Raw genomic sequence first — 15,779 nt, forward strand, 5'->3', positions numbered from 1 at the left:
GTTGCGTCTCTTTCCGGCTGGAGGTCGGCGAAGGGAATGGGTGAGCTCCCAGCTTAGGGGACGCTCAAGAGCCCTCGCGCGCGAGTATTTCTACTCGCCGTCTTGAAGGTAGACGTCCTCGAACGCGCTTGGTTCGTTGACCATGAGGATCATCAGGGGATACATCGCCATCCGCGCCGCGGACAGGGCCCTGCGGTAGAAGCCGGCGCCCTCCCACTCACTGACCAGCGCCCACAGGTTGGGCTCATCGACCGAGCGGGCCAACCGGCCGCGCAGGAATCCGGGCTGGTCGGCCAGCGTCTGGAGGATGACATGGCCTTGCTTGACGAAGTCTTGGGACTGGGACTCTGGGACGGTGTAACGGATGACGGCGAGCACGCACACCAGGATGTCAGACGATTACGTACCGCTGGGCGATTCCAGCCCCTGACCTGCCCGCACCCGGTGTCCGATTCGGCCGCTCCGACCGCCCTACCTGCCGCCGGATGGGTACGGGGCTAGGCTCGGGCCGTGGCCACCAACGACAACCGCCGCGGGAATCCCCGGCGGCCGCTTCCCGCCGGCGAGCGGTTCTTCACCCCCGGCGCGACCGGCCTGCGCAAGGCCGTCGAGGAGCGCAGCGCGACCCCGATGACGTTCCTGTTCACGCAGGTGCCCAAGTGGGCGGCGCCCGCCGTGCTGGTGGTGCTGCTGCTGACCGGGTTCGCCGTGGACAGCTGGCTGGGCGGCGTGGCGGTGCTGCCGGTGCTGGGGTTCGTGGGCTGGCTGGCGTACCTGTCCTGGCCGTCGCTGGGGCTCGGCGGGCGGCTGCTGCGGGTCGTGATGCTGGCCTTCCTGCTGGTCCTCGCGGCCGACCGCTTCGGAGTGTTTTAGCCGTAGATTTTGACAATCATTTTCATTTTCCCCATAATCGAGGGCGTGATGTCCCGAACGCCCCGAATCGGTGCTGCCATCCTCGCGACCGCCCTGACGGCCGCCGCGTGCTCCAACTCCGGCGCCGCGGAGACGGCGACGCCCGGCAAACCCGCTGTGATCGCCGCCTTCTACCCACTCCAGTGGCTCACCGAGCAGGTCGGCGGCCCCGACGTGAGCGTGTCGGTCCTGACCGCCCCCGGCGTCGAACCGCATGACCTGGAGCTGGGCGCGCACCAGGTGGCCCAGCTCGAGGACGCGACCCTGACCGTCTACATCAAGGGCGTCCAGCCCGCCGTGGACGACGCGGTCGCCGAGGACAAGAGCTTCGACGCGGCGACCGCCGTCAAGACGCTGCCCGCCGGCGAGCACGCGGAGGGCCACGACATCGGCTACGACCCGCACCTCTGGCTGGACCCGTCCCGCCTGGCCACCGTCGCCGCCAAGCTCGGCGAGCGCCTGGCCGCCGCCGACCCCGCGCACGCACAGGGCTACCGGGACCGCGCGGTCAAGACGGCCGGCGCCCTGGGGACCCTCGACCAGGAGTACGCCAAGGGCCTGACCACCTGCGCGAGCAAGACGCTGGTCACCGCCCATGAGGCGTTCGGCTACCTGGCCGACCGCTATCACCTCAAGCAGATCGGCATCACCCTGGACCCGGAGACCGAGCCCTCCCCCGCCCGCATCGCCGAGGTCGCCAAGCTGGCCAAGGACGAGAAGGTGACCACGATCTTCACCGAGGCCCTGGTCAGCCCCAAGGTCTCCGAGGTGCTCGCCAAGGAGGTCGGCGCGCGGACGGCGGTGCTCGACCCGCTGGAGAGCAAGCCGTCGGGCGACTACCTGTCGGGAATGCGGGGCAACCTGAAGACCTTGCAGACCGCATTGGGGTGTACGGCATGACCGGCGCATCGGGGTGTACAGCATGAGCGGCAAGGCTGAGACCGCCTTCGCCATGACCGGTGGCCGGGTGAGCCTGGACCGGCGCGACATCCTGCGCGGCATCGACCTCACGGTCTGCCCCGGCGAGGTCGTCGCCCTCATGGGCGCCAACGGCTCCGGCAAGTCCACGCTGGTACGCGCCCTGCTGGGCCTCACTCCGCTCTCGGGCGGCCAGACCCTGGTGTACGGCTCACCGCCCGCGAAATTCCGCGAGTGGTGGCGCATCGGCTACGTACCGCAGCGCCTGGCCGTCGGCGGCGGGGTGCCCGCCACGGTCCGCGAGGTCGTGACCTCCGGGCGCGTCGCCAGGCAGAGCCGGCTGCGCCGTACCAGCCCCGCGGACAAGGCGGCGGCGGCGAGCGCGCTCGAGGCCGTCGGGCTGGCGGACCGGGCGGGTGACCCGGTGCAGTCGCTGTCCGGCGGCCAGCAGCAGCGGGTGCTCATCGCCCGCGCGCTGGCCGGCGAACCCGACACGTACGTCATGGACGAGCCCACCGCGGGTGTCGATGCCGACACTCAGCAGTTGCTCGCCGATACGCTGGCCACGCTGGTGCTGAACGGCAAGACCATCGTGCTCGTCGCCCACGAGCTCGGCCCGCTCGAGCCGCTCATCACCCGCGGCGTGGTGATCCGCGAGGGCCGGATCGCGCACGACGGCAGACCACCACGGCCCGAGGGCGACTGCGCGCGGCCGGGACACGAGCACGTGCACCCGCACGCCGCCGAGGCGAGCGCGGGACCCCTTTCCGGATGGCGGGGAGAGCCATGATCGAGCTGTTGGGCAAGCAGTTCTTCCAGCTGGCGCTGATCGCGGCGCTGCTGGTGGGACTCTGCGCGCCCGCCGTCGGCACCTTCATCGTCCAGCGCAGGCTCGCGCTGCTCGGCGACGGCATCGGGCACGTGGCGCTGACCGGCGTCGCGCTGGGCTTCCTGACGGGCACCGCGCCCGTGCTCACCGCCGTGGCCGTGGCCGTCATCGGCGCCGTGGCCATCGAGCTGGTCAGGGCGCGCGGGCGCACCAGTGGCGACGTGGCGCTGGCGCTGCTGTTCTACGGCGGCATCGCGGGCGGCGTCATGCTCATGGGCATCGCGCCGGGTGGCAGCAACGCCAAGCTGAACTCGTACCTGTTCGGTGCCATCGCCAGCGTCACCACCGAGGACATCTGGATCATCGGCGGGCTGGCCGTCGCGGTGATAGCGGTGGTCGTGATCTTCGGCAGGGAGCTGTTCGTGCTCTGCCAGGACGAGGAGATGGCCAGGGCCAGCGGCCTGCCGGTACGCTTCCTCAGCCTGCTGATCGCCGTCACGGCCGCGCTGACCGTCGTCATCGCCATGCGCGTGGTCGGATTGCTGCTGGTCAGCGCGCTGATGGTGATCCCGGTAGCGACCGGTCAACAGCTGACCAGGGGGTTCCGCTCGACGATGACGCTGGCCATGCTGTTCGGCGTCGTCGCGGCGGTGGGCGGGCTGCTCGCCTCGACGCTGTCCGCCAGGGTGCCGCCGGGCGCCGCGATCGTGCTTCTCGCCCTCTGCGGCTTCGTCCTGGCCCTCGGTGTCGGTAAGTTCGTACGGCGAGGCAGACCCCAGGAGTCCACAGTGAGCGAGCGATCCGGCATGCGCGTCGAGGAGGTCACATGATGTCCACGAGACGTGACGCCGTGCACGACACCCTCCGTCAGAGCGAGGGCTTCCGCAGCGCCCAGGACGTCTACGCCGAGATGCGCGCCCACGGCGCCAAGATCGGCCTGACCACGGTCTACCGGGCGCTGCAGGCGCTGGCCGACGGCGGTCTCGTCGACGTGCTGCGCACCGACGACGGCGAGTCCGTCTACCGCGCGTGCGCCAGCGGCGACCACCATCACCACCTGGTGTGCCGCCGCTGCGGCCGGACCGTCGAGGTGGCCGGCCCCGCCGTCGAACGCTGGGCGGAGACGGTCGGCTCCGAGCACGGCTTCACCGAGATCACTCACACGGTCGAGGTGTTCGGCACCTGCTCCGGCTGCTCGGCCTCGGTGCGGGCGGGCTGAGCGCGCCGCGAGCCGTACAGTACGCCCAAGACGATCACTCCGCACCCGGCGAGCTGGAGCGGCGACGGGTGCTCGCCGAGCAGCACGGCCGACAGCGCGACCGTCGTCATCGGCTGGACGAGCAGGAGCAGCGCGGTCAGCGCGGCGGGCTGCCTGGGCAGCGAGTACGCGATCAGCGTCCAGCCGACCACCTGCGGCCCGAGCGCGAGCAGCAGCAGCCAGCCGTGCGCCGGCCAGCTCGGGACGAAGTCGGCGCCCCCGAACACCGGGCTCAGCGCGGCCATCGCGACCGTGGCCACGGCGGTGGCGTGCGTCAACGGCCCGACCGTCCGCCCCGAGCCGCCCTTCAGCACCAGCAGGAACGCCGCGTACGAGATCGAGGTGGCCACACCCGTCACGACCCCGAGCACCGGATTCGCCCCATAGGCCGCGCTGTCGAACACCCCCGAGATCAGCACCACCCCGGCGAACACCACCGGGGTGGCCGACATCAGCCGGTTCGACGGCCGCTCACGGAACAGCGCCCATGCCGCGAACGCCACGATGAAGACCTGCAGATTGCCCAGTACGGTCGCCAGTCCCGCGCCCACGTACTTGATAGCCTGGTGCCAGAACAGCAGGTCGAACGCGAACAGCACGCCCGCCAGCCACGCCAGGTTGCGGCTGCGGGCCGGCAGGGGCCCCAGCCTCCGCCGTTCGAGCCAGGCCAGCACCAGCATCGGCGGCAGCGCGTACGCGCACCGGAAGAACGCCGAAGTCGCCGGCGAGACCCCCGACAACCGGACCAGCGGCGCGGAGGTGGAGATGATCAGCGCACCCGCGATCGCGATCAGCACGATACGACGATGTGCACCCACAGAAACCCCCGAGGCCCTTGGAGCGAGATACGCTGCGTCCACGCTAGAGCCGGTCGTCGACAGGAGTCAACATGCCGTTTGGCCATGACATGGTGCATTCGCTGGCCACGGTTGTAGAGCTGGTCAACACGTCCCCGTCGACCGGCGGAGACGACGGTCTGGCCGAGCCGGCCGACCTGCACGCGTTCGTCGAGTCGCGAGAGGTCAGCGGCATCGGCGCGCTCACGGCCCGCGACCTGGGGCAGGTGCGACTGGTGCGGGAGGCGTTCCACCGCGTCTTCATCGCGCCGGACCAGCCGACGGCCGTACGGCTGCTCAACGCGCTCCTGTCGGAGACCCGCATCACGCCCCGGCTGACGGAGCACGACGGGCATCCGCTGCACATGCACTACTTCGCGCCGGACGCGACGCTTTCCGAGCACCTGGCGGCGGACTGCGGGGTGGCGCTGGCGCATCTGCTGGTGGAAGGGGAGTGGGAGCGGCTGCGGACTTGCTCAGCCCCTGACTGCGACCGGGTGTTCGTGGACGAGTCGCGCAACCGGTCCCGGGTCTACTGCGACAGCCGTACGTGCGGAAACCGGATGCATGTGGCCGCCTATCGGGCTCGGCGACGGGCCTGACAAAGCTCGGTCATCGCGATCGGGGCGCGCTACGCGCGAATGGCGCTCAGGCGTGCTTCCCAGGGGGCTCCGCCCCCTTCGACCCCCTAAAGGCATGGTCCTCGCTGTCGCTCGGGCTGCGCCCATCGGGCTCCGCCCCGAACCCCGGGCGGTGGCCTGCCGGCTCCCGCGCCCCCGGACGTGAGCCGAAGTAACACGATCCGGCCGACGTCTACTGCGCGATGATCGCGCCCGCTATAGTTTGCCGATCGCGTCGGATGTCGAGGCCGTACTTGAAGGAGGTGTGCAGCAGATGCGCAGGACCGTTCAGGGGCCAGGCCGCAGCTCTGCTATCAGCCACCTCCCCTCAAGCCGGAGACATCGTGTCGATTCGCATCACCCCTCTGATTGACCCCAAGCTCACCTCATCCAGCCGGCGCCTCGCCTGGCTGGCCACCCGGTCCACCGGCACTCCCGTCGGGTCGGCTTTTCTTCGCCTGTTCACCAGGGCGGGCCAGGAGCATCTGGCCGAGCTCGATCTCCACGTCCACCCGGCCGAACAGCGCGCCGGCGTTGGTTCTCTCCTGCTGACGGCCGTGCTGGCCGCGGCCCGCGATGAGGGCCGACGCTCCGTCATCGCTGAAGCGGAGCCCGGCTCGCCGGGAGAGGCCTTCCTGTCAGTACACGGCTTCCGCACAGTGCTGACCCTGACCTACACGCGGCTGCCACTGGGGCAGACCGACCTCGCCGGTCTTCGGGAGATCGTCAGCAGCACGCATCTCGGGTACCGGCTGGTCGCGTGGGACGGGATGGTGCCCGATGAACTGGCCGAGACGTTCGCCGTGGCCCACCGCGCCCTGGACGACATGCCGATGGACCACACCGACTACGGCAGCGTGCATTGGGACGTCGACCGCGTACGGGAGGCGGTGCGGACGGTCGAGAGCCGAGGCGACCTGCTCCACACCGTGGCTGCCATCGCCGAGTCGGACGGTTCCATCGTCGGCTTCACCGAATTGGTCGTCCCGGGGGACGGCAAGGGCGATGCCCAGCACTACGGCACCGGTGTGCTGCCGGAACATCGCGGGCACGGCCTGGCCCGCTGGATGAAGGCCGAGGCCATCCGGCAGGCCCGCGAGCGCTACCCGTACCTCGATGGCCTGCTGACCGACACGGCCGACAGCAACCGCCCGATGCGCGCCATCAATGACACGCTCGGCTACCTGCCGACCCATCAGAAGGTGACACTCCAACTCGCTCTGTAGGGGGCAGACCAAGTACGGGAGAAAGGGACAGTCGTGCCTCTGACCTGAGCGATCCGATCCACGGCCACCGTGGGGCACGGTGATGAGGGTGTGCTCCGGACGTGACGATGGCGAGCATCGCGTCGGGCAATCGTCGGGGTGGCGGGTCGGTGGTGTCGGGGTACTGGACCGGAATCCGGCGTTAACGAGGTACCCGCTGATCAGCGAGCCGCCGCTCTGCCCCCTGCCGAACGCGGCTCGCGCCGGATGCCGTTCGAATTCACTCACCGGAAGGCAGGCATCAGCGGGAGACGACGGCGATGTTCGCCGGGCTCGGGGCCGAGCGGTTGGCGCCGCACGGCCCTCTGCGGGCTTTCAGTCCAGCAGGGCGCGGAGCGCCAAGTCGACGACCTGCCGCAGCTCATCGTGGCTGCGGCCGGCTGCCGCTTGGACGGCGATGCCGTCGGAGATCGTGTGGACGAGTGCGGCCAGGGCGGCCGGTTCGTAGCGGGAGGGCAGATCGGCGGCCTGCTCCAGCCGCCTGCGCAGTGCTGCCTCACCGGCTTTGCGCACCGCGATGGCGTCCTGGCGTACGGTGTGCGCGTCGGGTCCGCGGGCGTGCACGCTGTTGACGCACAGGCAGCCATGGGGCGTGTTCTCGCCCGCGGTCAGGTCCACGGCTCCGTGGATCAGGCCGCCCCGGGCCCCGGCCCTGAGCCATTGTCATGGAGCTTGGCCCGCCCCCGAGGGCATCCGCCTGCTTCCCATTCGGGTGCCGGGGCGTTGGGCGGCTACGGCGATCAGATCTGGCCGAGGTCGATCTCCACTGAGAAGGGAGCCACAGCCTTGACCACACCGGTGAACATGTCGCCCTCCCGGTAGGTCTTCGTCGCAGGATCGAGAATGTAGGTGTACACGAGGGGAACGCCCGTCGCGGCCTGCTCGATCCGCCAGTAGAAGCCGATGCCGGCCTTGGCGTACTGGTCGACCTTGACGATCCGGTCGGTGGTCTCCGAACCCGGCGAGACCACCTCCGCGACCAGCAGTACGTGCTCGGGACGAGTGGGCGTGACGTCGATCGTGTCCGCGCGATAGACGACGACATCGGGGCGCCGGTTCGTGAGCGGCACGTCTTGGAGACGGACATCGAAGTCCGTGTCGGCGTTCCAGTCGGCACCTGCGGCGCCATCCAGGGCATTTGCCAGAATCCGGGCCAGCCGGTGGTGCCGTTTGGACGCGCTCGGACTCACGACGACCATCCCGTCCACGATCTCGATCCCAGAGCACTGCTCCTCGGACCAGGAGTCGTACTCCTCCGCCGTGATCTGCTCATGCATCCACGAAGGAGCCACCATCTTGGCGGTCATCACGCACCTCCCGGATGCTGTGCGACGGGCCCGCTCCCGCCGGATTCAGCCTACTGTCTCCCACCGTTCCGCGGCCGACTCACCGGGCGAGTTCGCTGACCTGACCTGACCGGTCGCCCCTCCCGAGCCTGGTCGTACCTACGTCTTCTCGGCACCGTCATCTTTGAGTGCATTGCCAAATCTTTGAATGTCCGTTTAAAATCCTGACGTGCCATCAACCTCACGGACGTTCATCGAAGAGGCGCGAAGGGCCCAGATGATCGACTGCGCCATAGACGCCATAGCCACCCTCGGCTACGCCCAGACGTCGATGGCCCAGATCGCCAAGCGGGCGGGCATTGCCCCCGGCTCGATCTCGTACCACTTCGGCAGCAAGGACGAGCTGATCCAGGCCGTTGTCACCGAGGTGGCCAAGCTGGCCACCGAGATGATGGAGCCGGCCATTGTGGCGCAGAGCACGGCCACCGACGCCCTGCGCGTCTACCTGGAGACGAACCTCGCGTTCATGCGCCTGCACCGCAAGCCGCTGCTGGCGCTGGTGGAGATCATCACGCACGCGCGCGGCGGCACCGACACGTCCAGCCCCTATACGGCGCAGCACGAGATCGCGCTCAAGGACATAGAGAAGGTGCTGGTTTGGGGGCAGAAGACGGGGGAGTTCCGAGAGTTCGATCTGCGGTCGATGGCGATCGCGATCCGGGGTGCGGTGGACGCCGTGCCGGCACAGCTGTTCATGAACCCCGATCTCGACCTCGGCCTGCTGGCCACCGAGCTGACCACCCTGTTCACGATCGCCACACGGAGGCAGCCATGACGGCGGCGGCGCTGGAGCTCACCGGGCTCACCAAGGTGTACGGGGCGAACGTCGCCGTCGATCACCTCTGCCTCACCATTCCCCAGGGCTCGTTCTACGGTCTGGTCGGGCAGAACGGCGCGGGTAAGACCACGGCGCTGTCCATGGCCGTCGGCCTGTTACGCCCCGACAGCGGCCGCGCGCGGATCTTCGGCGCGGACGTCTGGCAGGATCCGCACAAGGCGAAGGAGCTGGTCGGCGTGCTGCCCGACGGCATGGCGATGCCGGAGCGGCTGACCGGCCGGGAGGTGCTGACGTACCTGGGACTGCTCAGAGGACTGCCGGAGCGGGTGGTGGCCGAACGGGCCGGGGAGCTCCTGAGCGTACTGGAGCTGGACCAGGCCGAGACCACGCTGGTGATCGAGTACTCGACCGGCATGCGCAAGAAGATCGGGCTGGCCACGGCGCTGCTGCACGCGCCCAGGCTGCTGGTGCTGGATGAGCCGTTCGAGGCGGTGGACCCGGTGTCGGCAGCGACGATCAAGGAGATTCTCCGGGGGTTTGTGGCCGGCGGCGGGTCCGTGGTGCTCTCCAGTCACGTGATGGCGCTGGTCGAACAGCTCTGCGACCACGTGGGGATCATCGACAAGGGCAAGGCCGTGGCCGCCGGGACGCTCAACGAGGTCAGGGGCGATGGCGAGTCGCTGGAGGACACGTTCGTGGAGCTCGTCGCCACCAATGACGGTGGCGTGAAGGGGTTGTCATGGCTGTCCCGATGACCATGGTGCGGATGAAAGCGGCCGTGCTGCGTCACTCGATGACCGGGCAGCGGGCCGGGCTCGTGGTGACGGGCGGCGTGCTGGGCGTCGCCCTGGCGGGCGGCACGATCGTGCTGGCGCTCTCCGCGCCGTCCCTGCTCCCGGCCGCGTACGCCGTGTGGATGCTCGGCTGGACGCTGGGGCCGATGTTCGCGGGCGGTGGGGACGAGACGCTGCGTCCGGAGTACTTCACGCTGCTGGGGCTGCCGCCGCGGCGACTGGCCGAGGGGCTGCTGGCGTCGGCGTTCGTCGGGGTGACGCCTGCGGTGAGCCTGCTGGCGCTGGGCGGGCTGGTGGTCGAGGGAGGACGGCACGGCGCGGGAGCGGCGCTGGTGGCCGTGCCGGCGATGGTGTTGCAGCTGGCCGCGTTCGTGCTGCTGTCGAAGGTGACCGTGGCGATGCTGGGGCTGGTGCTGCGGTCGCGGGCCGGGGCGGTGCTGGCCGGGGTGATCAACGGTGCGGTCCTGGCGGCGCTCGGGCAGGGCTGGGTGTTCGCTGTGGCGTTCGGCGTGGACGGCGGAGTGCCGGAGTTCGTCCGGTACCTGCCGTCAGGGTGGGGCGTGCTGGCGGTCCAGGGCGACTGGGTGCGGGCGGTCGTGGCGCTGGCCGCGCTGGCGTTGCTGGTCGCACTGCTGCTGGCCGCGTGGGCCGCGCTGCTGACCAGGCGTATGAGTGCGAACAGAACTCCGTCCGCTCGCCGCACCCACCGGGGGCGGATCACCCGCTGGCCGGTCGTGCGCAAGGAGCTCAAGACCTGGTCGCGCGACCTCGTACGCACCCATCAGATCACCTTGGCCCTGACCTACGGGCTGGCGTTCGCGGCGGCCCCGCTCATCCTCGGCTGGCCGGGCATGCTTCCCTGGGCCGGTCCGATCTTCATCGTCATGGCCGCGGGCATGTCCGCCAACCTGTACGGCAGCGACGGCACCGCCCTCTGGCTCACGATCATGACCCCGGGTGCCAGAGACGTACGCGGCAGGCAGCTCGCCTGGCTGCTGACCGTCGGCCCGCCCGCGATCGCCCTGACCCTGGCCTTCACCGCGGTGGCGCAGGGTGAGTGGCCGCTCATGCTCGCCCTCCTGGCGGCCCTGCTGGGCGGCGGCGCCGGGCTGGTGCCGCTGGTGTCGGTGTACTCGCTGGTCCCCGGCACCGACCCGCACCGCAGGGCGGGCAACCCGTTGCGCTCCACCGAGGACGAGGGAGCGGCCAGCGGCCTCGTCTACGCCATGCTGGCCCTGTGCACGCTCACCGCCGTCCCCGCCGGGCTCGTGGCCTGGTTCGCGGGCTGGCCGGGCGTGGCGGTGGGCGTGGTCACGGGCATCCTGTACGCCTGGGGCTTCGGCCTCCTGGCCCAGCGACGGCTGACCGCCCAGGGCCCCGAGCTCCTGAACGTCATGCGGACCGGACGCAGGACCACGACCGTGAAAACGACCCTCCCGAAACGGGAGCAGATCATCACCGCCATCTGCTGGGGCTTCGGCGCGATCCCGCTGATCCCGCAGGGGGTGGTGCCGGGGATCTTCAAGATGACCGGGGTCGAGTCACGCGGCTGGTTCCTGGCCCTCTACCTGCCCCCATGGCTGCAATGGCCGACGATCGTGTTCATGGCGCTGCTCGGCCTGACCATGTACGGGCTGGGCCTGTGGCTCCCCCTGCGGCACCGGAAACACTCCTGATGCAAGCGTTTCCGGGAGCATGTGATCCGACACAGCGTCGCCTGCGCAGCCACTCGCCGTAGGCCAGGCACGTTCGGGCATGCCTGGCAATCGTGAGGGAGCCGCGGCGAATCCGGTGCCTATGGGGGCCGCGACATGGATCTCCGTGAGAACATGTCCGGCGAATGGGACAGAATCGGTGCCGTGCAGTTCGGGATCCTTGGGTCGCTTGAGGTGCGGACGGCCGCCGGTGAGGCGGTCGCCGTGGGTGGGCCGCGCCCTCGGGCGCTACTCGTGTTGCTGCTGCTCGACGCCGGGCGGCTGGTCAGCGTGGAGCGGCTCATCGACGGTCAGTACGGCGACGACCCGCCCGCCGGGGCGGCCAACGCCATCCAGGCTCACGTCTCCCGGCTGCGCCGGAACCTGCCGGCCGGGCTGGTGGAGTTCCATGGCGCCGGTTACCGGTTGGCGGTGGAGCCGGAGGACATCGACGCGCACCGGTTCGAGCGGCTGGCCCGGGACGGGCGGCGGCTGCTGGCCGCGGGGCAGCACGAACCGGCCGCCCGGGTGCTGAGGGAGGCGCTGGCCCTGTGGCGTGGGCCCGCGCTGGCCGACGTGGCCGACGCGCCGTTCGCCGCGCCGCAGGCGGTGCGGCTGGAGGAGGCGCGGCTCGCGGCAAGGGAGGATCTGGCGGAGGCCGAGCTGGCCCTGCCCGGCGGGACCTCGATCGCCGAGCTGCGTGAGCTGGTGGCGGCCCATCCGCTGCGCGAGCGGCCGCGCGGTCAGCTCATGCGGGCGCTGCACGCCTCCGGGCAGCAGGCCGCCGCGTTGGCGGTCTATGACGAGGTGCGGCGGTTGCTGGCCGACGAACTGGGGGCCGATCCGGCTCCGGAGCTGGCGAGCCTGCATCTGGCGATCCTGCGTGGCGAGGAGCGGCGGGAGCAGGCTCCGCGGCGGCGGGTGCCCGTCCCGCTCAACCGGCTCATCGGCCGGGAGGAGGAGCTGGCCAGGATCGCCGCGCTCGGTGACGCCCGGCTGATCACCATCGTCGGCCCCGGGGGCACGGGCAAGACGCGGCTCGCCGTCGAGGCCGTCCACCGGGCGGGGCCGGGCCGGGAGGCGGGGTTCGCCGATCTGTCGTCGGTCGACGACGGGCTTCAGGTGGCCCCGGCCGTGCTGGGCGCGCTCGGACTGCGTGAGGCCGGGTTGCAGGTGGCCGCGCTGGACCGTCCCGACCCGGTCGACCGCCTCGTCGCCGCCCTCGCCGACCAGCCGTCGCTGCTCGTGCTCGACAACTGCGAGCACGTGGTGGCCGCCGCCGCCGAGCTGGTCCGGCGGCTGCTGGACGCCTGCCCCGGCGTCGTGATCATGGCGACCAGCCGGGAGCCGCTCGGGCTCACCGGCGAGATGCTGGTCCCCCTCGCGCCGCTCGCCGTGCCACCGCCGGGCACCGATCCCGCCGACGTCCTCGCCTACCCTGCCGTACGGCTGTTCGTCGAGCGGGCCGCCGCCGTCCGGCCCGGGTTCGCGGCCCATCCGGAGGCCATGTCCGAGGTCATGGAGGTCTGCGCCGGGATCTGCGCCACGCTGGACGGCCTGCCGCTGGCCATCGAACTGGCGACGGCGCGGCTGCGTACGTTCACCCCGGCGGAGATCGCCGACCGGCTGAACGAGCACGGCCGCTTCAAGCTGCTCTCCCGCGGCGACCGTACGGCGGCGGCCAGGCACCGCACCCTCCACGCGGTGGTCGAGTGGAGCTGGAGCCTGCTCACCCCGGAGGAGCAGGAGGTGGCCAGGCGGTTCTCGGTGTTCGCGGGGGGCGCCTCGCTGGAGGCGGCCGAGGCCGTCTGCGGTGACGGCGACGTGCTGGCCGACCTGGTCGACAAGTCGCTCATCGAGGCCGACGGCGGGCGCTACAGGATGCTGGACACGATCCGCCTGTTCTGCGCCGAGCGGCTGGCCGAGGCGGGAGAGCAGCGGCGGACCCGCGACGCGCACGCCGCCTGGTTCCTCGACCTGGCCCGGCGGGCCGACCCGTGGCTGCGGCGGGCCGAACAGCTCGACTGGCTGGCCAGGCTCTCCGCGGAGTACGACAACCTGAGGGCGGCGCTCCGGCACACCGTCGAGGACGATCCGCAGACGGCCTCGCGGCTGGTCGCGGCCCTGGCGGCGTACTCGTGGCTGAGCGGGCGGCGTGAACAGATCGCCTCGTCCGCGCTGCGGCTGCTCCATCTGACCGGCGGCGAGCCGGTCGCGGGGCTGGAAGAGGAGTACGTCATGTGCGTGCTGCAGGCCGTACCGGAGGTGTCCCCCGAGCTGTGGGCGCGGGCCGTGGACATCATGACGACGCTGGACGGCGAGCTGCGTCACCCGTTCCTGGCCGTGCTGTGGGGCATGACGGCGGGCCCGGCCGACACGGTGGCCACCCGGCGCCGCGGGCGGCTGCTCGGCTCCGATCCGTGGAGCCGGGCCGTGTCAATGCTGGGAGAAGCGCTGATCCACATCCACCTGCTCGGCGGCCGGGTGGCCGAGGGTGAGCAGCGACTGGAGGAGACGCTGACCCACTTCCGCGCCGTCGGCGAGCGCTGGGGGATGGCGCAGAGCCTCGAATGGCTGGCGATGATCGCGAGCCGGCGTGGCGACTGGGCGGCCGCCAGGCGGCTCTGGGACCAGGCCGTGGACCTGAACGAGCAGCTCGGCGCGGCGGACGAACTGGTGGACGTGCTGTGCCGCAGGGCTGCGGGGCTGATGCGGGAAGGCGACCTGGACGGAGCCCGCGCCGATCTCGAACGCGCCACCGAGCTGGCCCGCCGGACGGGCATGGCGCGCGGGCTGCCGCTGCTGAACATGGTGTGGGGCGACCTGGCGCGATTGTCGGGTCAGTACGACGAGGCGCGGGCCCGCTACACCGCGGTGCTGGAGGCCGCCGTTCCCGGCTCGTACGCGACCGAGGGCATCAGGCCGTTCGCCTACACCGCGCTCGGCCGGCTGGCCGCGGCCGAGGGAGACCTCGCCGAGGCCAGGCGCAGGCACGGTGCGGCGCTGGAGCTGGCGCGCACGGTGGTGCCGACGGACGCGGCCGAGATCGCCGAGGGCCAGGCGGGGCTGGCGCTGCTCGAAGGGGCGGCTGAGCGGGCGGCGTACCTGCTGGGTGTGGGGGTGGCGCTGCGCGGTACGACCGTCGCGGGTGATCGGGACGTCGCCATGGTCGCCGCGGGGGCGACCGAGCGGCTGGGCGCGGACGTGTTCGCCGCCCACTTCGCCAAGGGGGCCGCGCTGAGCGGCGAGGCGGCGCTGTCAGTCCTCGTCGGCTGACGGGGCGTACTGTCAGCCGATTGTCCTCAGGGTGTCAGCGCGCTCCGCGAGAGTCGTGGACATGCAGAACACCAACGTCCTCATCTCCGGTGCCAGCGTCGGCGGCCCCGCCCTCGGCTACTGGCTCGCCCGCTACGGCTTCCGCGTCACGATCGTCGAGAAGGCCCCCGGCCTGCGCCCCGGCGGCCAGGCCGTCGACTTCAAGGGCGATGTCCACCTGACGGTCCTGCGCCGCATGGGCATCCTGGACGACGTGCGCCGCCTGCAGACCGGCGGCATCGACCAGGCCTTCGTCGACAAGCGCGGCCGGGCGCTCGCGGTGATGCCCGGCGAGTTCAGCGGCGGCGAGCTGGAGATCGCCCGCGGCGACCTGGCTCGCCTGGTCTACGACAGTAGTGTCGAGGCCGGCTGCGAGTACGTCTTCGGTGACTCGATCACCTCGCTCACCGAGACCCCCGGCGGGGTGCACGTCACCTTCGAGCGCTCCGCGCCCCGCACGTTCGATCTGGTGATCGGGGCCGACGGCATCCACTCGAACGTCCGGCGCCTGGTCTTCGGCCCCGAGTCGGACTACGTCGAGTTCCTCGGCCACTACTACGCCCTGGCCGAGGTGCCCGAGCGGTTCGGCGCGAACGCGCAGATCTACAACGAGCCGGGCAGGATGGTCGCCGCCGGCGGGCCCAAGGCGTCGGCCTTCTTCGTCTTCGCCTCCCCGCGCCTCGACTACGACCGCTACGACACCGAGGCGATGAAGCGGGTCGTCCTCGACGCCTACGCCGGGATGGGGTGGCGGACACCCGAGGTCCTCGACGCGGTGCGCCGTACCGGCGACTTCTACCTCGACTCGATCAGCCGGGTGAAGATCGATCGGTACTCCCAGGGGCGGGTGGCGCTGCTGGGCGACGCGGCCTACGCCAACACGCTGGGCGGGTTCGGGTCAGGGCTTGCGCTGGTGGGGGCGTACGTGCTGGCGGGTGAGCTGGCGGTGGCCAACGGCGACCACCGGGTGGCGTTCCGGCGCTATGAGGAGGGCTTCCGCGAGTACGCCAAGGTCTCGGAGAAGGGCAACGCCGGTCCGTGGCTGGCGCCTCCGTCGAAGGGGCGGATCAGGATGCGCAACTGGATGTTCAAGGCGAGCTTCACGCTCAAGCTCATGATGAAGATGACGGACGACTTCGCCGAGAACATCACCCTCAAGGACTACCCGTCGCTGGTCCGCGACCTGGCCAGGTGAGCGGGCGCCGCGGTGAGAG

Annotated in this window: 16 protein-coding genes; 12 read left to right on the plus strand and 4 right to left on the minus strand. The window is 70.9% G+C overall.

The annotated features are described in order from the left end of the window. Positions 1-90: 90 nt before the first annotated feature. Complete coding sequence (locus tag AB0H88_RS05750) at positions 91-378, minus strand: antibiotic biosynthesis monooxygenase family protein (RefSeq protein ID WP_214638288.1); 288 nt, start codon at positions 376-378, stop codon at positions 91-93. A 132-nt stretch (positions 379-510) separates the two neighbouring features. On the opposite strand from AB0H88_RS05750, the gene AB0H88_RS05755 reads away from it, so the two are divergent. Genes AB0H88_RS05755 through AB0H88_RS05775 form a run of 5 tightly spaced genes read left to right on the plus strand, consistent with a single transcriptional unit; the run spans position 511 to position 3,878 of the window. Then, complete coding sequence (locus AB0H88_RS05755; RefSeq protein ID WP_357641650.1) at positions 511-873, plus strand: DUF6703 family protein; 363 nt, start codon at positions 511-513, stop codon at positions 871-873. Between the two features lie 48 nt (positions 874-921). Next, entirely contained in the window at positions 922-1,812 is an 891-nt protein-coding gene (locus tag AB0H88_RS05760) for a metal ABC transporter substrate-binding protein (RefSeq protein ID WP_357642012.1), read from the plus strand. Positions 1,813-1,834: 22 nt separating this feature from the next. Continuing rightward, positions 1,835-2,620 (plus strand): metal ABC transporter ATP-binding protein, encoded by a 786-nt coding sequence (locus AB0H88_RS05765; RefSeq protein WP_357641652.1) that lies wholly within the window; start codon positions 1,835-1,837, stop codon positions 2,618-2,620. Further along, positions 2,617-3,489 (plus strand): metal ABC transporter permease, encoded by an 873-nt coding sequence (locus AB0H88_RS05770; RefSeq protein ID WP_357641654.1) that lies wholly within the window; start codon positions 2,617-2,619, stop codon positions 3,487-3,489. Before AB0H88_RS05765 ends, AB0H88_RS05770 begins: the two co-directional genes overlap by 4 nt. Then, positions 3,489-3,878 (plus strand): transcriptional repressor, encoded by a 390-nt coding sequence (locus AB0H88_RS05775; RefSeq protein WP_225291019.1) that lies wholly within the window; start codon positions 3,489-3,491, stop codon positions 3,876-3,878. Before AB0H88_RS05770 ends, AB0H88_RS05775 begins: the two co-directional genes overlap by 1 nt. On the opposite strand, the gene AB0H88_RS05780 is transcribed toward AB0H88_RS05775, so the two are convergent. Next, on the minus strand, positions 3,818-4,714 hold the full coding sequence (locus AB0H88_RS05780; protein WP_357641656.1) for a DMT family transporter: 897 nt from the start codon (positions 4,712-4,714) through the stop codon (positions 3,818-3,820). The genes AB0H88_RS05775 and AB0H88_RS05780 overlap by 61 nt on opposite strands. 92 nt (positions 4,715-4,806) lie before the next feature. On the opposite strand from AB0H88_RS05780, the gene AB0H88_RS05785 reads away from it, so the two are divergent. Then, entirely contained in the window at positions 4,807-5,355 is a 549-nt protein-coding gene (locus AB0H88_RS05785) for a CGNR zinc finger domain-containing protein (RefSeq protein ID WP_357641658.1), read from the plus strand. Between the two features lie 362 nt (positions 5,356-5,717). Then, on the plus strand, positions 5,718-6,599 hold the full coding sequence (locus AB0H88_RS05790; protein ID WP_357641660.1) for a GNAT family N-acetyltransferase: 882 nt from the start codon (positions 5,718-5,720) through the stop codon (positions 6,597-6,599). Positions 6,600-6,953: 354 nt separating this feature from the next. Here the strand turns inward: AB0H88_RS05790 and AB0H88_RS05795 are convergent, their stop codons facing one another. Next, positions 6,954-7,256, minus strand: coding sequence for a hypothetical protein (locus AB0H88_RS05795; protein WP_357641662.1), 303 nt, complete (start codon positions 7,254-7,256; stop codon positions 6,954-6,956). Positions 7,257-7,378: 122 nt separating this feature from the next. Then, positions 7,379-7,945, minus strand: a complete 567-nt coding sequence (locus AB0H88_RS05800; protein ID WP_357641664.1) for a Uma2 family endonuclease — start codon at positions 7,943-7,945, stop codon at positions 7,379-7,381. Between the two features lie 208 nt (positions 7,946-8,153). Between AB0H88_RS05800 and AB0H88_RS05805 the strand changes: the two genes are divergently transcribed. The 5 genes from AB0H88_RS05805 to AB0H88_RS05825 all read left to right on the plus strand — a co-directional run bounded on the left by AB0H88_RS05805 (position 8,154) and on the right by AB0H88_RS05825 (position 15,760). Beyond that, on the plus strand, positions 8,154-8,759 hold the full coding sequence (locus AB0H88_RS05805; protein WP_357641666.1) for a TetR/AcrR family transcriptional regulator: 606 nt from the start codon (positions 8,154-8,156) through the stop codon (positions 8,757-8,759). Further along, on the plus strand, positions 8,756-9,517 hold the full coding sequence (locus AB0H88_RS05810) for an ABC transporter ATP-binding protein (RefSeq protein WP_357641668.1): 762 nt from the start codon (positions 8,756-8,758) through the stop codon (positions 9,515-9,517). The genes AB0H88_RS05805 and AB0H88_RS05810 overlap by 4 nt, the downstream gene beginning before the upstream one ends. Next, entirely contained in the window at positions 9,502-11,232 is a 1,731-nt protein-coding gene (locus AB0H88_RS05815) for a hypothetical protein (protein ID WP_357641670.1), read from the plus strand. Before AB0H88_RS05810 ends, AB0H88_RS05815 begins: the two co-directional genes overlap by 16 nt. Before the next feature lie 135 nt (positions 11,233-11,367). Next, positions 11,368-14,526, plus strand: coding sequence for a BTAD domain-containing putative transcriptional regulator (locus tag AB0H88_RS05820; protein WP_357641672.1), 3,159 nt, complete (start codon positions 11,368-11,370; stop codon positions 14,524-14,526). A 61-nt stretch (positions 14,527-14,587) separates the two neighbouring features. Next, the gene (locus AB0H88_RS05825) at positions 14,588-15,760 is read left to right on the plus strand and encodes an FAD-dependent monooxygenase (RefSeq protein ID WP_357641674.1); all 1,173 of its coding nucleotides are present in this window, start codon (positions 14,588-14,590) and stop codon (positions 15,758-15,760) included. The last annotated feature ends 19 nt before the right edge of the window (positions 15,761-15,779 follow it).

Origin of the sequence: Nonomuraea sp. NPDC050680, assembly GCF_040654555.1 — a bacterium.
In the GTDB taxonomy this organism is placed as follows: domain Bacteria; phylum Actinomycetota; class Actinomycetes; order Streptosporangiales; family Streptosporangiaceae; genus Nonomuraea.

Bases quoted from the DNA above. Each gene is read 5' to 3' on its own strand.
- AB0H88_RS05760 (WP_357642012.1), top strand. From the start codon at position 922: ATGTCCCGAACGCCCCGAATCGGTGCTGCCATCCTCGCGACCGCCCTG.
- AB0H88_RS05765 (WP_357641652.1), top strand. From the start codon at position 1,835: ATGAGCGGCAAGGCTGAGACCGCCTTCGCCATGACCGGTGGCCGGGTG.
- AB0H88_RS05770 (WP_357641654.1), top strand. From the start codon at position 2,617: ATGATCGAGCTGTTGGGCAAGCAGTTCTTCCAGCTGGCGCTGATCGCG.
- AB0H88_RS05775 (WP_225291019.1), top strand. From the start codon at position 3,489: ATGTCCACGAGACGTGACGCCGTGCACGACACCCTCCGTCAGAGCGAG.
- AB0H88_RS05785 (WP_357641658.1), top strand. From the start codon at position 4,807: ATGCCGTTTGGCCATGACATGGTGCATTCGCTGGCCACGGTTGTAGAG.
- AB0H88_RS05800 (WP_357641664.1), bottom strand. From the start codon at position 7,945: ATGACCGCCAAGATGGTGGCTCCTTCGTGGATGCATGAGCAGATCACG.
- AB0H88_RS05810 (WP_357641668.1), top strand. From the start codon at position 8,756: ATGACGGCGGCGGCGCTGGAGCTCACCGGGCTCACCAAGGTGTACGGG.
- AB0H88_RS05815 (WP_357641670.1), top strand. From the start codon at position 9,502: ATGGCTGTCCCGATGACCATGGTGCGGATGAAAGCGGCCGTGCTGCGT.
- AB0H88_RS05820 (WP_357641672.1), top strand. From the start codon at position 11,368: ATGGATCTCCGTGAGAACATGTCCGGCGAATGGGACAGAATCGGTGCC.
- AB0H88_RS05825 (WP_357641674.1), top strand. From the start codon at position 14,588: ATGCAGAACACCAACGTCCTCATCTCCGGTGCCAGCGTCGGCGGCCCC.